The following is a 19,565-nucleotide window of genomic DNA, read 5'->3' as shown; positions in this document are numbered from 1 at the left end:
AATGGGAGGTTTTGCTCCATGAAGCCAAAAAAACATAGAATGGTCGTATCTTTCGTAATGTCACTGACTTTAATCGCGACGCTCGCAGGATGCGGCGGTAATAAAGAGTCTGAGGCTACCAAAGCCGTAACAACAGGAGACATCACGCTTACTTATTTCTCGGAAGACTCCAGCACCAATTGGAATAACATGAAGGATGAAGTCGGTAAGGTCATCGCTGAAAAAACGGGAGTAACTCTAGATGCTGAATTCGCTGTCGGCGACCCGGTCCAAAAAATTTCCTTGATTGCAGCCACAGGAAACTATCCTGATTTAATTGCTGCTAAGGCGGATGTCGGCAAACTTGTCGATGCTGGTGCAATTATTGATCTAACGGATTTGATCGACAAGCACGCACCGAACATCAAAAAAATGCTGGGTGACAAGCTTGTTCGGACAAAGTACAGTTTGGATGACCCATCGATCTATGTGATTCCGACCTGGTCCGCTGTTGAGGAAAAGAAGATCAAACCTGACGTAGGATTTAAACTCCAGCATCGTGTCGTCAAGGAAGCGGGATACCCGGACATTCGTACGGTACAGGATTTTGAAAAAGTCATTAAGGACTATATCACCAAGCATCCGACGGACGAAAATGGCAACAAAAATATCGGATTGTCCCTAAATGCTGACGATTGGCATATGTACCAGGTCACGAACTCAGGATTTCAAACGACCGGGGGACCAGACGATGGCGAATACTTCATCGATCAAAAAACACATCAAGCGACTTATCATTTCCGCCGACCGGAAGAAAAGGAATATTTCCGCTGGTTGAATCACATGAACTCCATTGGATTGCTGGACCCAGAAAGCTTCGTACAGAAGACAGACCAGTTTAAGGCAAAAGTAGCTTCAGGACGTGTACTGGGCTTGGCCGATCCAGAGTGGGACTATGGTGACGGACAAAATGCGCTCAAGGCGGAAGGCAAATTCGACCAAACGTACGGTCATTATCCAGTCACCATGAGCAAGGAATATAAGGATACCAATTTCTGGCTTCCTGGTTTTGATGGTGGATATGGAATCTCGATCTCTAGCAAGTGCAAGGACCCGGTACGTGCTATCCAGTTCCTCGACTTTCTGGCATCGGAAGAGGGGCAAGTCCTGAATAACTGGGGAATTGAAGGAAAGCATTACACGGTTAAAGACGGCAAGCGGACGATTATTCCGGCTGTGCTGGAACGGATGAACAATGACAATGCAGCTTTCCAAAAGGAGTCCGGAATCGGTCTATATTGGAACCTGATGGTCCATTATGGTGATGGCATCAAGGACTCCACCGGCAACTACTTTACTCGCAGTTATCCGGAGATGCTGACAGCAACTTATAACAAGTCGGAGAAGGAAGTCCTGAAAGCCTATAAAATCGATCATTGGAAAGATCTTTTCCCAAAAGAAGAAGAATTCCAACCGAGAGCATACGGAGCAGCCTACACGATGTCTCTCCCCAATGATGATCCGGCTGTTATTCTCGGAGCCAAGATGAAGGATATTACATGGAAACGAATTCCGGAAGCGGTCATGACCAAGCCGGAAAACTTCGATAAGGTTTGGGATGCCTATATGGCAGAGCTGGAGAAAGCCGGAGTGCAAGAAATGGAACAATCCTTTACCAAGCATATTCAAAACCGGATTAAGCTATGGTCTTCCAACTAATTCGTTTTGCATAAAAGACGAGGCCGTTTCCACTTTCCAATTGGAGAGGAGACGGTCCTTTTCATAATGGCTTGTCCTAGACTACATTTGTGCAAAGTACAAACATCAGCCACCCCGGTTACTTTCTAGGATGGCTGATGTTTTTTAGAGACAGGCTTCTACGCTTCTTCATGGTGCTGGATGGGACAGTACAGTTACGGATACGTTACGAGCGCCTTACTCTACTTCATTCTTGGACGAAGTAAATAGGTCTTGGGGAAGCTCATCCCTCGTGATCACGTAATCGCTGTTGAACACTTTTATGAGATGATCGAGTGAATTATATTGTCCGTTGCGGACGAAATCGCCCGTCCATGTGGTGAAAAAGAGCCAATGCGCTGAATATGCCTGAAGCAATTCAGGATCGCCAATCGGGCCGTTTTCGGACAGACCAACCAGCTTCTTGTCTTGCACGAGATTTACCAAGCTGTCGTACTTGCCGATACTTGGGTTATAATTAGCCGCCTGGTTATAGATATCCACACTTACAATATCGACGACATCGTCTCCTGGATACCAGTCAGGACTCTCGGAGTTCCATACCCAGATCAGATTGTTCAGGTGATGGTAGTGTGTTAGGCGGTCGTACATGATACGGTACAGTTGTTTGGCGGACTCTGGTCCTTGGGCGCCCCACCAAAACCATTTGCCCTCCGCTTCGTGCAGCGGTCTCCACAGCACTGGAACGTGAGCATCTTGGAGCCGTTTCAATTGAGCAGCAATGGCATCGATGTCTCGCAGCATAAGCTGATACTCTTCCGACTCGGGATGATTTAGCGCATATTGGACGTCGAATGTAGTAGCGTCCGTATAAAATCCGCGCCACCATTCTTTACCCGGAATATCTTGCAGTCCCTTGGGGGCATTCCAGTGCCATGCGAACGTGACAATTCCACCTTCTTTGGCCCATTGAATCGCCTTTTCCACCTCAGTTGAGGTGGCACCATGCTCGACGCGAGAGGGGGAATAATCCATCATGTCCGTTGATAATATAGCAGGGTACTTTCCGGTATGGTCTTTAATCCACTGGGCATCCTCCAGAGTGTGCTGACCGGAAAGAATATGGCTACCGTAACTATCGACGAGATACCTCATGAGTGCCTTGGTTTCCGCAGTCGCATTCGGGTTTACCGGCTTTTTCTCAATCTGATGCAGTTTAGGGGGGGACACTGCTGACAGTTTGACGTAGTCAAGATGAAATCGATCTGAGTCGACATTGAACTGTATCGTGTTGTTTCCCGAATTCAGCATAAGTTTACCGCCGGATACCTCTGTGTAGCTTGCTGTTGCCGGGAGTGATATTTCGCTGGTCTGGCCGTTGACCACCAAATGGGTCTTTTTATCTCCAGTGGGGTTACTGTAACCGATTGCAAGATTGTAAAGTCCGCTCGAGGCTGCGTTATAGGCAAGAGTTAGCGAACCTGTGCCCTTAATGGCTGCGTAACCGGTACCAGAATACCCCGTATCAGTCGCTTCTATGCTGACCTCACCAGTTATGGCTCCCTCTTCGGCTTCAATTTTGCTGATTGCAGCAGGCAGATTGGCGAATTCAACCTTTACATACTCGATCCCGTAATATCCCCAGCCTCTTGAAAAAGTCAGCTCGTTGGTGCCAGCATTCAGCATGATTTTGGTTACCACTTTCTCATTCATCGATGCACCTTTTGGAGGAGCAGCCAGCGTTATGTTTTCAGTCATGGTGCCATTGACCTCGATGCTGGTATCCTTGGAGCCGGTGCCCGCCGGAATGTAGTAGCCGAGGCTCAGTCTATATAGACCTGCTGTAGGCACGTTTACTTTAAATGTAGCCGTTCCATCAGACTTCCCAGAGTTTGAGTCATAGTCATAAAAGAAGGATACATAGCCATCACCTTTATAAAACGTATCGCCGTTATAGGGTGTATCCCGTTTTTCTACGCCGTAACCTTGAAGAAGTGCCTCTTTGGAGCTGACGACTGTAGAAAAGGGGCTGCCGTTAGTGGATAAACCTTGACTTGCATTCATCGCCGTTCGACCATCCACATCGGTGACCAAGTGAGTTGATTCTGCTTTTGCTAAGCTTGGAACTAAATCGAGAGATACCAACAAAAAGAATAAGAGCACAAAACTGAGAATACCGAAAAACCTTCTTTTCCATGGATATGGCATATGACTCACTCCTTGAATTATTAGATGTTGCCGCCTCAATTGATCTGCAATACATATTCCGGAAAACGCTTTCAATAGAGTGTACATATGAAGTACACTTTGAAGTAATCGATGACAGGTAATTAGGGACCAGCTTGCACTTTTAAGCATTCTTTCTTTACTTGTATGCGTTTTCAATATTTGTCATTGTTTTTAGTGCCTCACCTCTCTTTAAATTCATCATAAATTAGAGGCGAGGCAGGAACTATACAATGAATTTCGGAAAAAATCATCCTTAAATTATGGATTTTCATACTCAGGAGGCAAACAACCTTCATAACTTTGGAGAAGTAGAACTCAGGATTTTAAGGCTATATGGGATAAGTAGGAAGGATCGTTTTAATTTGTGGTATCATGCCAATAGGAATACTACCCATATGGCAATGAAAGGGACTAATGCATGATTTCTCATCGATTGCTTACCAACGAAGCTATTAATCAATTAACGGACCAGATCCATAGAGACCAACACTTGTTGTTCTATAGCTATTTAACTCAACGTAAGGAGCAGGCTACATTCGTTGGTCAATATGTAGACGACAAGCTGACGGCGGTTTTAGCATACTTTTGCGGGCTCTCCTTCCCTGCATTTTCTTTCCACTGCCTAAACCAAGAAAACCTTAACTTTCCAGCTCTTATTGCTTTTACGAAGGAAACCATTCAACTTAAGCAACATTCCGTTTGTGGTACAATCCTGTGTGATTGTGACCTACAACTTTTTCAGTCGCAGGGGCTCATAACTGGTAACCCACAACGTTTCTTAACAATGAAGCATACAGATCAATCGAAACTGCTTGATTCTAACTTGGCTGAGTTAATTAAGAAAAACGAAGTTCCAGATATAGTGGATTTATTACGAAGTGGGGGCATGAAATTTTTTACAAGGAGCGAACTCGAACAATATCCATTCTTCGGGATCAAGGAATGTGGTCATTTGATTGCCGCAGGCGGCTTCCACTTTTATGATTCTAAGCTCGTGGAGCTCGGAAACATATATACAAGCCCTGCTCACAGAGGAAAAGGACTAGCAAAGCACTTAACGAGCCAACTCACCAAACTGGGCAGAACGCTTGCATCAGATGTTTATCTGGGAGTGCTGAAGGAGAACCAAGTTGCTGTACATCTTTACAAAAGCTTAGGCTATGAGGTTACGGCTGAACAGACGATGGTTGATTTTAAACTATCCTAGTGGTTGACGAACTAGGCCGGATGTCGCGAGTCGATTGACAAGTACAACGAAGGAGGAAGAAGGCCTTGGAACAGAATGATATTAATATTCATCAACTGACTGGTGAGATCCATCAAATTTTACACAAGAGAGTTGATAAATTAGGTGTAGCATACGGCATCGTTACTGAATTTAGTTATAGTCCTGAGGAGCCACTGTCTTGGACTATTAGTATCGAAGACTCTAAAATCGTGCTCACGTCGGACATGTTGTTTCAATATATGAAACAGCATCAAAATTTAGAGGATACGTTAACTCATTTTATGCGTGATCACTTTCCATTGTGGTTTGGGAAGAACGAAACGCAACTGGATCGAATAAAAAACAAACTGAATCAGGCCATGCGCCAAGACACGGATTTCTCGGTGTTTGGAGCATCCTCACATCAATATAAGGTCAATGAGAAACTTCCAGCTAAAGCGCTGGCGGACTGGCAAGCCCATAATCAGGTCACCCTTCCTGAGCCTTATGCACAGTTTTTAACGAAAATCGGCAACGGAGGCGCCGGTCCCTATTATGGAATTTATTCAATTGAAAAGGCAACTTCCTACACCGAGCGCCAGGCACTCCTGGCAAAATCCGTTCTGTATCCCGGGATGACCAAAGAGGAATGGAACCATCTGACGGAACCTCTGACCTCGGATGAGGACATCCCCGATGAGGAATACGACGACGCACGTAATAAGGTGCTGGGCGGCATGTTGTGCATAGGCACCCAAGGCTGCGAATACGACATGTATCTCGTACTTGAAGGCAAACACAGGGGGAGAATTGTGTACACCTCCGGTTTTTATCCCGATCATCCCTTTTTCTTTGTCTATGAAGACAGCTTTCTGGACTGGTACGAGCGCTGGCTGGATGAAATTATTCTGGATTATGATATCGGGTGGTTTGGCAGTCGAATGCCAGGCGATGAGAATGCGCTGATCCAGATTTACCAGAGCACTCCAAACGAAGAAACCCAAGCCAAAGCACTTGAGGCTATGTTCAAGTTTAAGAAAGTCTCGCAGCCAACCCTTGGTTTTCTGAAAAATATTGTGGAGCAAAGCCCAAAAAATCGGGCCACATCCATTCGGCTAATCTGTAAAACTTCTTTTGATACGGGTGGAAAATATATTCTGGAGCTGTTGCAATCGGATGAACATGAGGAGTTTTTGCAAGCTTTAATGATTCTACACGCTTCCAGAAAAACAGCGAATTTAACGGAATTCATTCCATTGATCTTGCAAAGACTTGACAGAATTCGCGACGTAGAAACGTTGCGTTATGCAGGGTATATCTTGGAGGATTACGATGCAATTACGCTCCAGAACTTTGCGCCTTTTCTGTGTCATGCCGAACTGAACATGCAAACCACGGCCATCTATGCCACGCGCAGTTGTGAGAACAAGCTGGAAAGCTGGCAGATTATTGAACAGATGTTGAAGGGAGGCGACCCGCAGGTTCTGAAAAACTCGATTTTATACTGGGGCATTATTCCACATGAGAAGTTGCTGCCTTATTATAAGTCGGTATGGTCGGAGTATAAAAGGAATCCGAATTTCAAAGAAAAATTTATCGGTTGTTTGCGAGAACTGCATTTGCCAGATGATTATTTTGACAAGGACGAAGCGTAAGAAATGAGATTTGGGAATGATGATACCGTGCCAGTCAATCTACAAGGTAAATCAATAAAAAGCGAAGTGAAAAAAGGGCAATCCCGCAAAAGGACTGCCCCATAAGCGAGCTATTCTATTGAATTTTTCGTTGCCTTATACATATTTTCTACGTGTTCGTCGACTTCATCTCGTGACATGCGTAAGCGAGGCACAGAGGTACCATATCCGATTTCTATTTTTCCTTCTTCTAATCCTTTGAAAATTCCATCTGCGAAGTCAGCTAACGGTTCTCCATGCGTATGCAACCCTGCTCCACCTAAATCTGTATTCACTGCTGGCGGGACAACTTCAATTACCTCTACAGACGTATCAGAAAGTTGGTGTCTTAGGCTGATTGTAAATGAATGAAGGGCCGCTTTTGTTGCTGAATAAATCGGAGCAATCACAAACGGCGTAAAAGCTAACCCAGAAGTGACGTTAATGATAGTCGCCTCTGCTTTTGCTGCAAAATATGGAGCGAATAGCATGGATAGATGGAAAGGTGCTTCAATATTAGTGGTAATTTCTTTGCTGAAATAATCCCAATTGTTTTTTGCATCCGCTTTTAACACATTAAAACGTTGTTGGATACCGGCGTTGTTAACTAACACATTTACTTCTGGATAGTTGGCAGTTACCCACTCCGACAATGCTATACGCTCGGACTCCATATTCAAATCACTTACATGAGTAATGAGGTTAGGCAATTTCTCTTTTGCTTTTTGAAGTACCTGTTCACGCCGTCCAGAAACAATGACTTTATTTCCGGCTTTTAAAAATCGTTCCGCAAAAGCTAATCCTATTCCAGTACTTCCACCGGTAATGAGTATTGTATTTCCTGAAAGTTTCATTAAGTTTTCTCTCCTTTTAGAATTCAGTCATCAACGAAATTTTATCTGGAATGAATGAAGGGTTCCTTAGATAAAATGATATATTAAAAAACGGCAGACCAGGATTTTATTTTTGTATCCTAGTCTACCGTTTTTTATTTTATTTAGTCTGTCTAAAATTTATTTTCGCCAGGCTGCTGAAAAATGAACGACAGTGCTTTTTTTTAAATCTCATTATAGATCTGCACTAATCGGACCGTAAATGACGGGAACAGTGGAAGCGCAGCTCTATCTAGCTACACGTCCCGCACTTATCTGGCCGGGATGCTGCGCGTTCCCTCCGTCATGGGGGAGGAGCAGAGCGGACACACTGGCGGCGTGTCTGCACTGGCCGAATTTGTGCGGCGCCCACCTACGGTGTCGCGCCGCATCCATGCCTTGCAGGCGGCGTCCGTGCATTTCCACACAGGCACATTGACGCGTGGCTCTGTCTGTGACCTAGCTGTCGCCGAGGTCGTCCGTGCTGTAGCGGCGGCGGGAGCTGCTCCCGACCTGCTGCTCACGCGGGTTGCGGTCCCAGACGCTGTCGCACCGCCGCCGCTCCGGCTGCCATACCCGGAAGCCTTCGGTTGGCCAAAGCTGCTGCGGCGCGTTTCTAGTTTGGAAGCCTCAGGGGTGACCCCATAGGCTTCCAGCAGGAAGCGCGACACGGCGGCAGGCTTGCCGTGATTGGAGGCGGGGGAGGTGATGTATAGCAGCTCCTTCGCCCGGGTAACGGCCACGTAAGCGAGACGGCGCTCTTCTTCGAGCGCGGCCTCGTTATCCACGGCCACTGCTGGGGCGGCACCTGCCCGACGATCCTCCGGCAGCTCGCTGTGTAGAGCCGAGCTGTGCGGCAGGATGCCTTCGCTGGCCCCGATCCAATATACGCAAGGGAACTCTAGTCCCTTGGCGCGGTGGATCGTCATGAGCCGAACAGCATCGCTGTCTTCCTCTCTGCGGAGCGATTCCATTTGGCGGTGGCGTTCGGAAAGCTCGTCCGCAAAGCTGACGAATGCCTCCACGGTGTCAAATCGCTTGGCTGCCGTTTCGAGCTCCTCCAGACTTTCTTGCATCGTTTCCTTATAATGGGTCCACGCGCCCGTATCGCCACTTTCCAAATATTTGTCATAAAAGACACGCCGCATTTCCTGAATGGCATAGGCTGGCTTCATAGTAGCAAGACTGCGAATCAGACGAATGCGTTCTTTTACCTGTTCACGCTGAAAATCACGCAGTCGATCCCAGCGGCTGAGGTGGATTAGCGGGTATTTTTTAGCCTGCTGTTTCTCTTCGCGCATAATCCATTCCATCCCAGCCTCACGGGAGACATACAGCGGTCCAAGGGTGCTTGGAATGGATTCCATTCGTCGTGGGTTCAGCGACAGACGCAAGTGGTCCATTAAAGGACGAATCAGAGACTGATCGTAAAACACGGTCCCTGCTCCGTACTGAATAAAAGGAACATCCCGCATAATCAATTGCTCAAAAATAGATCGGCTTCCGCTGGCCGTTCGGTGCAAAATGGCGATGTCCCGGTATTGAAGCCGACCTTCCTCTACCTGCTGGAGTAGATGAGTAACAATATGTCCCGCCTCTTCCTCAGGTCCGGATGGAGTCGCAAACTGCGGTGGCAAGCCCTCACGTCCGGCAGCCGCAAGACGTTTGGAGCGTCGATGGACATTTTTAGCGACGATGTTGGAGCCCAGCCCCAGAATGCGCGCATCACTGCGATAATTGATATCAAGGGTAATGACCTTTGCATCTTTATAGACCTTATCAAACTCTAGAATGGATTCCTGGCGTGCGCCGTTAAAGGTATAGATCGTCTGGTCATCATCTCCGACGACCATCAGATTGCGATGCCTCGCAGCCAATCGCTGCACCATATCATATTGCAAGGCATTCGTATCCTGAAATTCATCGACCATGATATAAGAAAAACGCCGTTGAAGCGGCTGAAGCACATCCGGGTCACGCAGCAGCGCGGAGGCACGCAGCAGAATATCGTCAAAATCCATCTTATTGCGCTCTCGTTTCCACGCTTCATAGGCGAGCATGGCACGCTTGGCATCCGCTTCCTCGCGGATGGTTTCCGGCAGCTCGTCTGCGCTACGACCCTCCGCCTTCCAGGCGGAGAGGGCGGACAACAGGCTTTCCGGCTGGAAAGCCTCGCTCAGTCCAAGCTGGCGCAGCATCATTTTCATGACGGTATGCTGAGCCTGCGTTTCACCGAACACTTCGTCTTGCACGCCGCGATGACGCAGCATCGCCAGAGCGAACGAGTGGAAGGTACGCGCCTGTACTGCACGTGCAGCGGTAGGTCGCACACCGGGTAATCCGGCGATGCGCAGCTTCATTTCGGCAGCGGCCTTGCTGGTGAAGGTCACCAGCAGGATGGACGATGCAGGGACATCCCGCATCGCCATAAGGTAGCCTGCACGGGCCGCCAGCACCGTGGTTTTGCCGCAGCCAGCCCCTGCCAGGGTCAGAAGCGGGCCTTTACCGTGGCGTACGGCCTGAATTTGCGGGCGGTTCAGATGAATGCCCGCATTCTCTATAGCACGGAAAAAAGTCGCGTCTTGGTCGGTGTCGGGCACCAGCGTTATACTGGTATCCATAGAAGCTCGACGTGCCTGAGGGATCGTCGTTGAATAAGGAACCCCGATGGGTCGGGGGTAAAAAGCAGGATTTGGGTTCATGATCCTGAAACCCCTTTCGTTCTTAAAATCTTCCATTTTCACAAATGGGGGTAGTTTTTGGTATGATAGAGTTCTAGTCAGCTTGAGTTGATGATAAGAACAAGACTATGGACTAAAATGGTGCTGAATTCATGCGGATCTAGAGCTGGAGCGTCAGAATGTTAATAGGCTGACGCCAATGCCTATAGCCTTCAAATAGGCGATAGGACCGCATTCCATTATACAGGAGTTCGAGGCTTGCCAACAGAAAAAAACTTTAGGATATACGGACGGTACTGTGAAATCCGGCTGGATATGGGGAGGAAATGAAGATGAAGCTGATTCAACGTATAAAGGAAGGCGCTAATCGCGCAACAGAAAAGGCGCAGCATGCTGTCGAGATTAGTAAGATCAATTCACAAATTACAACGATTCAGCAGGAAATGGATGTACATTTCTTACGAATGGGTCAAATCTTTTACGAGGGCTACCGGGCATCCGATATGTCCGTGGCTGAAACTGAGATGACACAGCTATCCACAGCTTGTGATGAGCTTCAGGATGAAATTGATGAGCTGCGCAGCAGAATTGCAGAATTGAAAAATGCCCATTTATGTACCTGTGGTGCAGTTGTGCCGCTGGATGCAAACTTTTGCCCCAAATGCGGACGCAAGCTGAATGAAGGGCAGACAGCCTCCAAGCAAGTAGCGGCTGTGCGGGAGGAGGTGCCAGCAGACGCCTATTCTTTTGATCTGCGCAAGTCAGAGGCAGTGAAGGATGCTGCGCCTGTTTACATGGAGCATGCAGAAGATGAAGTCATCGATCGGCATGAACAGGATGAGCAGCATGAAACGCATGACCCAACGGGATTAGATCGCAATTACACGGTATCTGATTTTACTCCAGAAGAAAAAGCGGCGTTCGACGAAGAGTGGGAGCGCCGTCGTCAGGAGGAACTGGAGAAAGAACACCGCCGGCTTGAAGAACTGGAACGTGAGCGCGAGCGTCAGGAGGAGCTGGACGAGCGCATTCGATATTGGAAAGCCAATAATTCCTTGGGTGAGAAGCCAACAATGACGTCTACACAAATACGTGAAAATGTAAAATGCCAAATCTGCACAGCGGAACTACCTAAAGGCTCCAAATGGTGCCCGCGCTGTGGAGCTGAACAGATTTGACGCAGCCGAACAGGCTGCCGCAGGGCACAGACATAACGCCGGGCAGCATAGGGGGAACAGAACATATGGAGCGTCTGCTGCAACATCTGCGGAATCTGGGTTTTACAGAGATGGAAGCCAAAGTGATGGTCGAGCTTTCGAGACAAAATGCGGCTTCCGGCTATGAAGTGGCTAAGCGTCTGGGAGCATCGCGTTCCAACGTGTACGCAGCTTTGCAGCGTTTGGCCGGACAGGGATATCTCAGAGCCAGCGCGGGAGAACCTGTACGCTACAGCATGCTGCCGCCGGGTGAGCTGACCCGAATAATCGAAGGGCAGATGCGGGCATCTCTGCTGGCGGTGGAGAAGGAAATGCCACGAACAGAACCAGCCCAACCGACCTTTTATAACGTGGAAGGTGACCGGAAGGTACTGGAAAGCCTGACACGTGAGCTGGAGCGAGCCAAGCACGAGATTGTATTGAATTTGTGGCGCGAGGAAGCCGAATTGCTGCGAGAGGCGTTGAAAAAAGCCGAGAGTCGGGGTGTGCGTCTGCTATGGTCCTGTGACAACGGTGAAAGTATGCTTGAACCGTGGCTACCGAGTACGTCTGGTACGGAAGATCAGGAACCGTCAGGGCGCAAGTTTTCTTTTGTTATTGATCGGCGTTGGTGCATGCTGGGGATGCGGGGAGAGAATTGCCCGACACAGGCGCTTATAACCGAGCATCCGGTGATGACAGGTTTGCTGCTGGATCATTTTGCTCAGGATCTTATTCTGTATGAGCTGGAGCATGATATGGGCAGTGAGCTGTCAACCCGGTATGGCTGGCGGTATGAAGGCATTATCGGCAAATATATGTCAGCCGGAGAATAGCATAAGGACTACTGTGAGGGAAGTTCCATCAGAGCCCGGCATATAGCTGTAATGTAGCCTGCTTTGTGAGGCACGAATTGATCTGGTGTAATCAGGCGGCGAGTTCTTTCCGGGTGCGGCCCAGACGTAATACCTTGGGCTTCGATAAATGGGACATGGCCTTCAAACAGAGCCAGTGCTTGGTCAAGGTCTGCTTCGTACAGTCCGGCAACTTCTTCCTGCTGAAGACGATAGGCTTCCAGGGGCTGGTTGGACAGCAGTCCAAACACCGAGCTAACCTCCCGATCCCAAAAAGAGGTGCCCTGTGCGGTGCCTTTACTTTCATATCGAACGGTCATCAGCGGTGTTAAAGAGGTAAAGGGAACATGAATGCCCAGTTCCTCCTCCAGCTCGCGAGCCGCCTGAGACATATCTTCGCCTGAAGTCAAATGCCCTGCTGCTGTAATATCATAGCATCCAGGGAAGGTGTCCTTTGTATCCTGACGCTGTTGGAATAGCAAGCGGCGGCCTGTCGAAGTGTCGCGTGCCAGCCAGCAGTGAAAGGTATGGTGCCAGTAACCCTTGGCGTGTGCTTCTTGTCGGGTGGCTGTGCCCAGGGGGTCGTCCTCATCGTCATAGATATCCAGAAGCTCGCTAGTCATGGTGGTTCCTCCTAGTGATAAGCAGAAAGTTAAAGTCTACCTTACAGTATAACGTGTTTTCCGCTCCGACGATATGATGGTCGATGTGGAATGTGGAGTAGTTTTTGGGGTATGCTGGGAACATGGGGATTTGCGCCATAACATAGATTTATGATGGAAAGGAGCGATTTTACATGGAATGTATTGTACATTTCCGAGTTATGCATCCAGAGGAGCCCAAAGAACTGCGCGGGTTGATTATGCTGGAAAGCGGAGGCAAGCCGGGGATTGATCAAATAACAGATATGTTCAAAAATATGGGCTATGATGTGCGTCCAGACAATCCGGAGGAATTGATTTTTAAACCAGTCGATGCCAGAGCGAACTATACATATATCCGGGTTATTGAGCTGGATACAGGTGAGGAAGTTTACCATGAAGACAGGGATTTGCGCGCGATTTTGGAAAATTTGCTGAATAAACATTAATTAAAGAGATCAGGAGAGCTGACCGCTGGAATGAGATCAAGCGATCCTGTCGCCATTCTTAGGAACGGAGAACCAATGATGAGATTGTATATTATCCGACATGCAGACCCTGATTATCCTAACAATACCATCACGCCAGAGGGACATTTGGAGGCCCAGGCACTGGCCAAACGGCTGTCTAGTCACGGTCTGGACCGCATTTACGTCTCACCTATGGGGCGGGCATTGGATACGATGCGCTACACCGCCGACTCTCTCGGTATGACTTATGAAGTGGAAGACTGGACGCAGGAGCTGGCCCTAAAGCTGGAGGAAACTCCATACGGCCGTCTTTCCCATTGGGATTTGCCTGGTGAAGTGATTCGGTCTGAGCTGCCTCTGCCGACTCATGACTCTTGGAAGGAAATATCCTATTACCAAGGGACGCAAAGTCCCGAAACCTTCGAACGGCTGAAGGTTTATTCTGATGAATTTTTGAAGCGGCAAGGCTTTGAACGGGTAGAGGGCAGGTATAGAATTTTGAAGCACACGGAAGACAGGGTAGCCGTATTTTGTCATGGCGGCTTCGGGCTAACCTGGCTTGCACATCTGTTGGAACTACCGTTGGCTTTGGTCTGGTCCGGTTTTTGGATGCCGCCTAGCTCCGTAACTACCATCTTGTTTGATGAACGCTCCAAGGAATGGGCAGTTCCCCGTTGCATTGGCTTCGGTGATGTCTCCCATCTGTACGCAGAAGGGTTACCTGTCAGACCGCGGGGAATTATCACTAACTTCAACTAATTTTTTTTGAGCCATGCTAAAACGGCTTAAGACGATACACCGTCTTAAGCCGTTTGTTGTCTTCATAGGAGTGCGGGTTGTGTCAGCGTGCTTCAACGAATCCCTCTAGCTTGGAAGTGCAATGTGCGCAGCGAGTAGCAGCTATAGGGATTTCGGACAGGCAATGCGGGCACTCCTTGATCGTTTTTTCCTGAGGAGGCTTTTCCTGCTCTTTGCGCTTCAGCATGTTAATCCCTTTGACCAGCATGAACACACAGAAGGCCACGATTAGGAAGTCCAGCAGGACATTGATAAACTGACCATAGGCAAGGACCGCAATTCCTGCTTCCTTGGCTTGTGCCAGAGTCTTGCGTGTACCGTCAGCATTTAGAGGATCAGCAGCTTGTAAAGCCACATACAAGTCTGGAAAATTCATACCGCCCAGGAGTTTACCAATCGGAGGCATAATAATATCGTTTACCACAGAAGTGACAATCTTGCCAAACGCTCCACCAATGATAACACCGACCGCGAGGTCAATCACGTTACCCCGTACAGCGAATTCTTTAAATTCTTTAATAAAACCTTTTCCGTTCATATGAGTGCTCACCTTCTTTGCATAAAATCATTTATCTATAATACATGCTCTATCAATTGAGGGCAATTCCAAATTGATATATTGCACTTTGTCACAAAAGCACATGTTCATTTGTCTTCTGTATGTAAACCAATAATGGAGGCGATGTATCGTGAGTTTAAGATTTAACCACAGAGCAGTGAGTCCTAGTACATTCAAAGCAATGATGGAAATGGAAAAGTATATTTCCGGTCGTTTTACAGACAAAGTATTGTACGAACTGCTGAAAATTAGAGTATCGCAAATCAATGGCTGTTCCTATTGTCTCGATATGCATGCAAAGGATTTGCTAAAACTAGGGGATTATGCTGATCATATTTTGCAGCTTGCTTTATGGCGGGAGGTTCCTTTGTTCACGGAAAAAGAACGTGCTATGCTCGAATTAGCTGAAGCGGTCACTCATATCTCAGTGCAAGGGGTACCTGCAGACTTGTATAATCGGGTCAGAGAACATTTTACAGAGGAAGAGTACTTAGATTTGATCACTGCCATTAATGTGATCAACAGCTGGAACCGGATTGCCATCGCGACCGGGATGTATCCAGGCAGTCTTTAATGAACAGGGGGCTACGCTTTGACTGGCAAAGAACAAGGGATTGAACAAGAATCGGTGGAATCGGTGGAATCGGTGGATGTAAGTCTGGAGGAGCTGTATCAGAAATATCGCAAATATTCTTTTGCTATTGCGTATCGCATGCTTGGAACGGTTACGGATGCCGAGGATGTCGTTCAAGACTGCTTTGTCGAGCTGGAGAATAAGCCCCTGAGTGATATACAGAATCCTAAAGCCTATGTAGCCAAAATGACGATGAATCGGTGTCTGAATCTACTGAATTCTGCGCGTAAGCAAAGAGAGACGTATGTAGGACAGTGGCTGCCAGAGCCGCTAGGTGAGAGTGCAGACCTCCCTGCCGATTGGTTAGAACGTAAAGATATGATATCTTACGCATTTCTGGTTCTATTGGAGCAGCTAAAACCGATAGAGCGGGCTGTTTTTGTGCTGAGAGAAGCTTTTCAATATGATTATAAAGAAATTGCGGAATTACTGGGAAAGACCGAGAGCAATTGTCGTCAGTTGTTCAGTCGTTCCCGTCGTATTCTGTCTTCCGGAGAAGCTGCTTCTGAAGCTCCAAGCCGTCCTCATATAAATAACTCTTCGCGGGTAAAACTGCTGGAACGGTTTACAGCTGCCTTTCTCGCCTACGATGTCACTGCAATGCTGGAACTACTGGCTGAACAGCCTGTATTTGTGTCAGATGGCGGAGGTAAGGTGCATACCGTGATGAGGCCGATGGTTGTACGCAAAGGCGTTCTCGCCTTGTTGACCTCTCGTCGCGTATTAACTGTTTTACGAGAAAGAGATGTGGTCCACACCGTCATCAATGGTGAGGTTCAGCTGGCATTTCTGAAAGACGGCGAAGTGAAAGAAACTTTATGTTTCAGGCTGACACCTGACGGGGAGTGTATTCAACATTTTTATTTGATGGTCAATCCAGATAAGCTGGGATACGTTCATATATGACAAGACCAACGGAAAAAACCTTGAGTCCTTGCTGAGGATCAAGGTTTTTTGCTATTTTCATAACTGCCGGGCTTGATGAAGAGCTAAATCCCCTACCCAGGGAAGCTTAAGCCATTTTCCTTGTCCCGCACGAATTAACAGGATAATCCACAAAGCAAGGCTAACCAGTGTTAGCAGGGAAGCGAGGAAAGGACCGAGTAGCGGAATGAATCCGACCAGCACATGTCCGATCATGAGGGCTGCAAAAAAAAGTATGGATTGCAGTGCGTGAAATAATACAAATCGGCTTTTCTTTTCCAGCATGACAAAGGCTAGCGCGCCAATAAATGAGAACAAATAGCACAGGACAGCTGCTATATTTTCATCCAATCCTGTGGAAGACTTATAGACTGACATGTCAGGCATATCCTCCTTTATAAATGATTCAAGCTAAGTCCCCGTACTATACAAGCTATGAGGACAGGATTGAAGGATATGCCCGATCTCGGTAAAAAAGTTGTCTCTACACAAAACATACTAACTCATTGAACCACTTCCACCTTATAAATTGCCAGATAGTCTTTCCCGAGAATTCGTTTCGGTTCCCGCCAAACGTTTTAGAAACGTATTTCTCCAGCTTACGGACAATTCCTCCACTTCGAGGATTTGTTTAATACCCTCGATATGATCCTTCTCTTGATGCATAATTCGATTGGCAAATGAAACCGTAATTGCTTTCGGATGGCGATGAAGGAGGGATAGTTCGTCAGCTTTAGAGGCAACGCCCTCTTCCAGAACGCGAAAGTAGAATCCCGTGTAGCCTGTTTGCTGTACCTTCAAGGGCATGTCCGGTACACCGTACTTGATGGACAACTTGTAGCAAGGCTGTCTCGGCTGGCTAACTTGAACGATTGCTTTGCCAAGCTTAAAGACGTCTCCAATGCAAACATCGGATTCCAGCAAACCCTTTATCGTTAAATTTTCCCCGAACGCGCCGTAATCGAGCGGTCTCTGCAATTCATTTTCCCAGAACGAGTAGTGTTCATAGGGATAGACGCATACAGCTTTCTCTTTACCCCCGTGATGAACTAGATCGCCCTGCCCATCCCCTTCGAAGTTTAGATAGGATAAATACAGATGTTCATCTGTGGCCGACTTGAATATCCCCGTAGCAACGTCCTTCTGATTAAAACGAATCTGCTTGGGCATGCCAACATTAAGTGAAAGGATTTTAATAGATGCCATTCGGATCACCCCTACTCTTTTTACATGTCAGTAATTCCTCTTTTGACTCTGTTCGTCCTCATTTTCATTTCCATTCTACACTCCTCCATGCGCTCTGTGCGAATTTTTGATTAGCTCCATCCATGTGATAGAGTCCTTTTTGGGCATCTCATCGTGCCGGAAGCGCATGTTCCTCGTTCGATCATACCCGATCTCGGCAGATAAAAATAAATTAGAGAATGTGTGTAAAAATACGAAAAGGCCGAACGAAAAGGATTCGTTCAGCCTTTTAAACAGTTATGCACATGTTTTGCACATGTTGTACATACTTTATCCACCACATATAAATATTTATCCACAAAAATAACATGGTTTATACACAAATTGTGCACAATCTGTAGACAATATTGTGTTTATTCATACTTCGCACACAGTTTGTCCACAAATTATCAACATATTGGGAGTAAGTGTGGATATACTACCTCAATTATCGGTCACCGCGTTGTAAATGTCGGCGAGGATGTGTGATTTTACCCATTTTATTCTCGTCATCCTCTTTGGGGATAAGTCGTTCATCGGTACGTCCTTCGTGATGGTTATCAAAGGCGTATTCGGTCATTTTCCACTCGGAAGTACCCAAAACAACATCAGCGGGGAAGTGCTGGCCTCTGTGCAAATGTTGCTCATGTCCATCCTCATCCACATAAATACCATCCACTTCTACCTTTTCACCCGTAAGTGGGAGTAAATCCTTTCCTTTGCGTTCCATTGGTATCCCCTCCGTCTGGCTTATTCCTCGTTAATTTGTCCGGACAGAGGTCCTTTTATCCACAAGCTGCTGCAAAATGTCCTCGGCAATCTGGTCTGCGGGATGAGGTTTGCGAAGTGACTCAATCACCTGCTTCATTTCCCCAGCAAGAGAGGGCGTGGAGATCAGATCCAGACAATGCTGAATCAGTTCCTCCGTGGTGCGAGCAATGCGGGCAGCTCCTTTTTGCTGCAGATACAGAGCATTATTTAGTTCCTGACCAGGTACGGGTTTGAACACCAGGATAGGCAAACCAGATGCGATGCTTTCTGAGAGCGTGATACCGCCAGGTTTTGTAATCACCAGATTGCTTGCTCGCATAAGTGCTGGAACGTAGTCCACGAATCCGTAGGTATAGATGTCTGGATGATCTGCATATAGCGCATCCAATTCTGCTTTCAATTGCTGGTTGCGTCCGCAGACGATCAGCAGTCGTAGCTGCGGAAGGCGGCTCAAATGACGACAGATATCCAGTATGCCGGATAACACACCGTAGGCACCTGCCATAATGAGCAGTGTGGTCCTCTCAGTCTGTAACGGTGGAATTGCCTGTTGCTGATCAGGGGCTGCTTCGTCGCCAGATGGGTTATAAAAAGAAGCGTGAATCGGAATCCCAGTCGCGGCAATACGTTCGATAGGGATTCCCCGCTGCGCGGCTTCCTGCTGAAGATCCTCAGTGGCTACATAATAGCGATCAATATCGGGATGTAGCCAGCGCCCATGCAGGTCGAAATCTGTAACCACGTTGACAATCGGCAGATTCATGCCCATTTTACGGCGCAACGCCGGAAGAGCGAGCTGCGGGAAGGTATGGATCACAAGATCTGGCGACTCCTTTTTCAGTGTGAGAGCAAGTTGACGCATTCCGAATGAATGCAGCACATGGCCAAAGGCCGATTTAGCCTGCATACCGCGCGTGATGTTATAGACCCAGCCGTATAGCTGTGGAATGGTTTTGAAGCTTTGCATATATACAAATTTAGTCAGCCCATTCAGCCATGGATGTGATTCAGCCATCAGGTCGAGTAATTGTACCTCGCAGTGTCCGAGTCTTCGCAAACTATCCATGATTGCCCGAGCGGCCTGGACATGGCCTTCCCCGTAGCTGGCGTATAATATTAGAATTTTTGGTGCTGAGACTTCCATGATTGTTTAGC

At 47.5% G+C, this 19,565-nt stretch carries 18 protein-coding genes; 9 read left to right on the top strand and 9 right to left on the bottom strand.

The genetic code is table 11. From position 1 onward, the window contains the following. The first annotated feature begins 18 nt into the window (after positions 1-18). On the top strand, positions 19-1,698 hold the full coding sequence (locus tag ACQQ6X_RS24905) for an ABC transporter substrate-binding protein (protein ID WP_305167445.1): 1,680 nt from the start codon (positions 19-21) through the stop codon (positions 1,696-1,698). Positions 1,699-1,914: 216 nt separating this feature from the next. On the opposite strand, the gene ACQQ6X_RS24900 is transcribed toward ACQQ6X_RS24905, so the two are convergent. Then, a complete protein-coding gene (locus ACQQ6X_RS24900; protein ID WP_305167444.1) occupies positions 1,915-3,885 on the bottom strand; it encodes a glycosyl hydrolase in 1,971 nt (656 codons plus the stop codon). A gap of 454 nt (positions 3,886-4,339) precedes the next feature. Here ACQQ6X_RS24900 and ACQQ6X_RS24895 point away from each other — a divergent pair, with 454 nt between their 5' ends. Together ACQQ6X_RS24895 and ACQQ6X_RS24890 are read left to right on the top strand one after the other, a co-directional pair. Continuing rightward, positions 4,340-5,113, top strand: a complete 774-nt coding sequence (locus ACQQ6X_RS24895) for a GNAT family N-acetyltransferase (protein WP_430493512.1) — start codon at positions 4,340-4,342, stop codon at positions 5,111-5,113. 320 nt (positions 5,114-5,433) lie between these two features. Next, positions 5,434-6,768, top strand: coding sequence for an SMI1/KNR4 family protein (locus tag ACQQ6X_RS24890; protein WP_326403292.1), 1,335 nt, complete (start codon positions 5,434-5,436; stop codon positions 6,766-6,768). A gap of 110 nt (positions 6,769-6,878) precedes the next feature. Here the strand turns inward: ACQQ6X_RS24890 and ACQQ6X_RS24885 are convergent, their stop codons facing one another. Both ACQQ6X_RS24885 and ACQQ6X_RS24880 read right to left on the bottom strand, forming a co-directional pair. Continuing rightward, the gene (locus ACQQ6X_RS24885) at positions 6,879-7,640 is read right to left on the bottom strand and encodes an SDR family oxidoreductase (RefSeq protein ID WP_305167440.1); all 762 of its coding nucleotides are present in this window, start codon (positions 7,638-7,640) and stop codon (positions 6,879-6,881) included. A 290-nt stretch (positions 7,641-7,930) separates the two neighbouring features. Further along, positions 7,931-10,360, bottom strand: a complete 2,430-nt coding sequence (locus ACQQ6X_RS24880; protein WP_305167439.1) for a UvrD-helicase domain-containing protein — start codon at positions 10,358-10,360, stop codon at positions 7,931-7,933. 311 nt (positions 10,361-10,671) lie between these two features. Here ACQQ6X_RS24880 and ACQQ6X_RS24875 point away from each other — a divergent pair, with 311 nt between their 5' ends. Both ACQQ6X_RS24875 and ACQQ6X_RS24870 read left to right on the top strand, forming a co-directional pair. After that, positions 10,672-11,517 carry a zinc ribbon domain-containing protein gene (locus tag ACQQ6X_RS24875; protein WP_137077759.1) on the top strand — a complete coding sequence of 282 codons (846 nt, stop codon included), beginning with the start codon at positions 10,672-10,674 and terminating at the stop codon, positions 11,515-11,517. A 65-nt stretch (positions 11,518-11,582) separates the two neighbouring features. Then, the gene (locus ACQQ6X_RS24870; RefSeq protein ID WP_305167522.1) at positions 11,583-12,371 is read left to right on the top strand and encodes a TrmB family transcriptional regulator; all 789 of its coding nucleotides are present in this window, start codon (positions 11,583-11,585) and stop codon (positions 12,369-12,371) included. An 8-nt stretch (positions 12,372-12,379) separates the two neighbouring features. Here the strand turns inward: ACQQ6X_RS24870 and ACQQ6X_RS24865 are convergent, their stop codons facing one another. Beyond that, on the bottom strand, positions 12,380-13,012 hold the full coding sequence (locus ACQQ6X_RS24865; RefSeq protein ID WP_305167438.1) for an NUDIX hydrolase: 633 nt from the start codon (positions 13,010-13,012) through the stop codon (positions 12,380-12,382). 173 nt (positions 13,013-13,185) lie between these two features. On the opposite strand from ACQQ6X_RS24865, the gene ACQQ6X_RS24860 reads away from it, so the two are divergent. Next, complete coding sequence (locus ACQQ6X_RS24860; protein WP_063211304.1) at positions 13,186-13,479, top strand: hypothetical protein; 294 nt, start codon at positions 13,186-13,188, stop codon at positions 13,477-13,479. 78 nt (positions 13,480-13,557) lie between these two features. Continuing rightward, positions 13,558-14,259 carry a histidine phosphatase family protein gene (locus tag ACQQ6X_RS24855; protein ID WP_326403289.1) on the top strand — a complete coding sequence of 234 codons (702 nt, stop codon included), beginning with the start codon at positions 13,558-13,560 and terminating at the stop codon, positions 14,257-14,259. 82 nt (positions 14,260-14,341) lie between these two features. On the opposite strand, the gene mscL is transcribed toward ACQQ6X_RS24855, so the two are convergent. Further along, positions 14,342-14,836 carry a large conductance mechanosensitive channel protein MscL gene (mscL, locus tag ACQQ6X_RS24850; protein ID WP_064796658.1) on the bottom strand — a complete coding sequence of 165 codons (495 nt, stop codon included), beginning with the start codon at positions 14,834-14,836 and terminating at the stop codon, positions 14,342-14,344. Positions 14,837-14,987: 151 nt separating this feature from the next. On the opposite strand from mscL, the gene ACQQ6X_RS24845 reads away from it, so the two are divergent. Beyond that, positions 14,988-15,431 (top strand): carboxymuconolactone decarboxylase family protein, encoded by a 444-nt coding sequence (locus tag ACQQ6X_RS24845; RefSeq protein ID WP_064796657.1) that lies wholly within the window; start codon positions 14,988-14,990, stop codon positions 15,429-15,431. A gap of 18 nt (positions 15,432-15,449) precedes the next feature. After that, on the top strand, positions 15,450-16,397 hold the full coding sequence (locus tag ACQQ6X_RS24840; protein ID WP_305167436.1) for a sigma-70 family RNA polymerase sigma factor: 948 nt from the start codon (positions 15,450-15,452) through the stop codon (positions 16,395-16,397). Between the two features lie 57 nt (positions 16,398-16,454). Here the strand turns inward: ACQQ6X_RS24840 and ACQQ6X_RS24835 are convergent, their stop codons facing one another. The 4 genes from ACQQ6X_RS24835 to ACQQ6X_RS24820 all read right to left on the bottom strand — a co-directional run bounded on the left by ACQQ6X_RS24835 (position 16,455) and on the right by ACQQ6X_RS24820 (position 19,554). After that, on the bottom strand, positions 16,455-16,793 hold the full coding sequence (locus ACQQ6X_RS24835) for a DUF4870 domain-containing protein (RefSeq protein ID WP_064796655.1): 339 nt from the start codon (positions 16,791-16,793) through the stop codon (positions 16,455-16,457). Positions 16,794-16,937: 144 nt separating this feature from the next. Further along, complete coding sequence (locus tag ACQQ6X_RS24830; protein WP_305167435.1) at positions 16,938-17,621, bottom strand: MOSC domain-containing protein; 684 nt, start codon at positions 17,619-17,621, stop codon at positions 16,938-16,940. Positions 17,622-18,087: 466 nt separating this feature from the next. Further along, the gene (locus ACQQ6X_RS24825) at positions 18,088-18,369 is read right to left on the bottom strand and encodes a transposase (protein ID WP_305167434.1); all 282 of its coding nucleotides are present in this window, start codon (positions 18,367-18,369) and stop codon (positions 18,088-18,090) included. Positions 18,370-18,399: 30 nt separating this feature from the next. Further along, a complete protein-coding gene (locus ACQQ6X_RS24820) occupies positions 18,400-19,554 on the bottom strand; it encodes an MGDG synthase family glycosyltransferase (RefSeq protein WP_305167433.1) in 1,155 nt (384 codons plus the stop codon). Between the last annotated feature and the right edge of the window lie 11 nt (positions 19,555-19,565).

The organism is Paenibacillus ottowii (assembly GCF_050516475.1).
Taxonomy (GTDB): Bacteria; Bacillota; Bacilli; order Paenibacillales; family Paenibacillaceae; genus Paenibacillus; species Paenibacillus ottowii.
Note: the sequence above shows the minus strand (reverse complement) of the source record. Positions and strands in the feature narration are given on the sequence as shown.

Bases quoted from the DNA above. Each gene is read 5' to 3' on its own strand.
- ACQQ6X_RS24900 (WP_305167444.1), bottom strand. From the start codon at position 3,885: ATGCCATATCCATGGAAAAGAAGGTTTTTCGGTATTCTCAGTTTTGTG.
- ACQQ6X_RS24880 (WP_305167439.1), bottom strand. From the start codon at position 10,360: ATGAACCCAAATCCTGCTTTTTACCCCCGACCCATCGGGGTTCCTTAT.
- ACQQ6X_RS24885 (WP_305167440.1), bottom strand. From the start codon at position 7,640: ATGAAACTTTCAGGAAATACAATACTCATTACCGGTGGAAGTACTGGA.
- ACQQ6X_RS24870 (WP_305167522.1), top strand. From the start codon at position 11,583: ATGGAGCGTCTGCTGCAACATCTGCGGAATCTGGGTTTTACAGAGATG.
- mscL (WP_064796658.1), bottom strand. From the start codon at position 14,836: ATGAACGGAAAAGGTTTTATTAAAGAATTTAAAGAATTCGCTGTACGG.
- ACQQ6X_RS24820 (WP_305167433.1), bottom strand. From the start codon at position 19,554: ATGGAAGTCTCAGCACCAAAAATTCTAATATTATACGCCAGCTACGGG.
- ACQQ6X_RS24835 (WP_064796655.1), bottom strand. From the start codon at position 16,793: ATGTCAGTCTATAAGTCTTCCACAGGATTGGATGAAAATATAGCAGCT.
- ACQQ6X_RS24865 (WP_305167438.1), bottom strand. From the start codon at position 13,012: ATGACTAGCGAGCTTCTGGATATCTATGACGATGAGGACGACCCCCTG.
- ACQQ6X_RS24825 (WP_305167434.1), bottom strand. From the start codon at position 18,369: ATGGAACGCAAAGGAAAGGATTTACTCCCACTTACGGGTGAAAAGGTA.
- ACQQ6X_RS24875 (WP_137077759.1), top strand. From the start codon at position 10,672: ATGAAGCTGATTCAACGTATAAAGGAAGGCGCTAATCGCGCAACAGAA.
- ACQQ6X_RS24860 (WP_063211304.1), top strand. From the start codon at position 13,186: ATGGAATGTATTGTACATTTCCGAGTTATGCATCCAGAGGAGCCCAAA.
- ACQQ6X_RS24830 (WP_305167435.1), bottom strand. From the start codon at position 17,621: ATGGCATCTATTAAAATCCTTTCACTTAATGTTGGCATGCCCAAGCAG.
- ACQQ6X_RS24855 (WP_326403289.1), top strand. From the start codon at position 13,558: ATGAGATTGTATATTATCCGACATGCAGACCCTGATTATCCTAACAAT.
- ACQQ6X_RS24905 (WP_305167445.1), top strand. From the start codon at position 19: ATGAAGCCAAAAAAACATAGAATGGTCGTATCTTTCGTAATGTCACTG.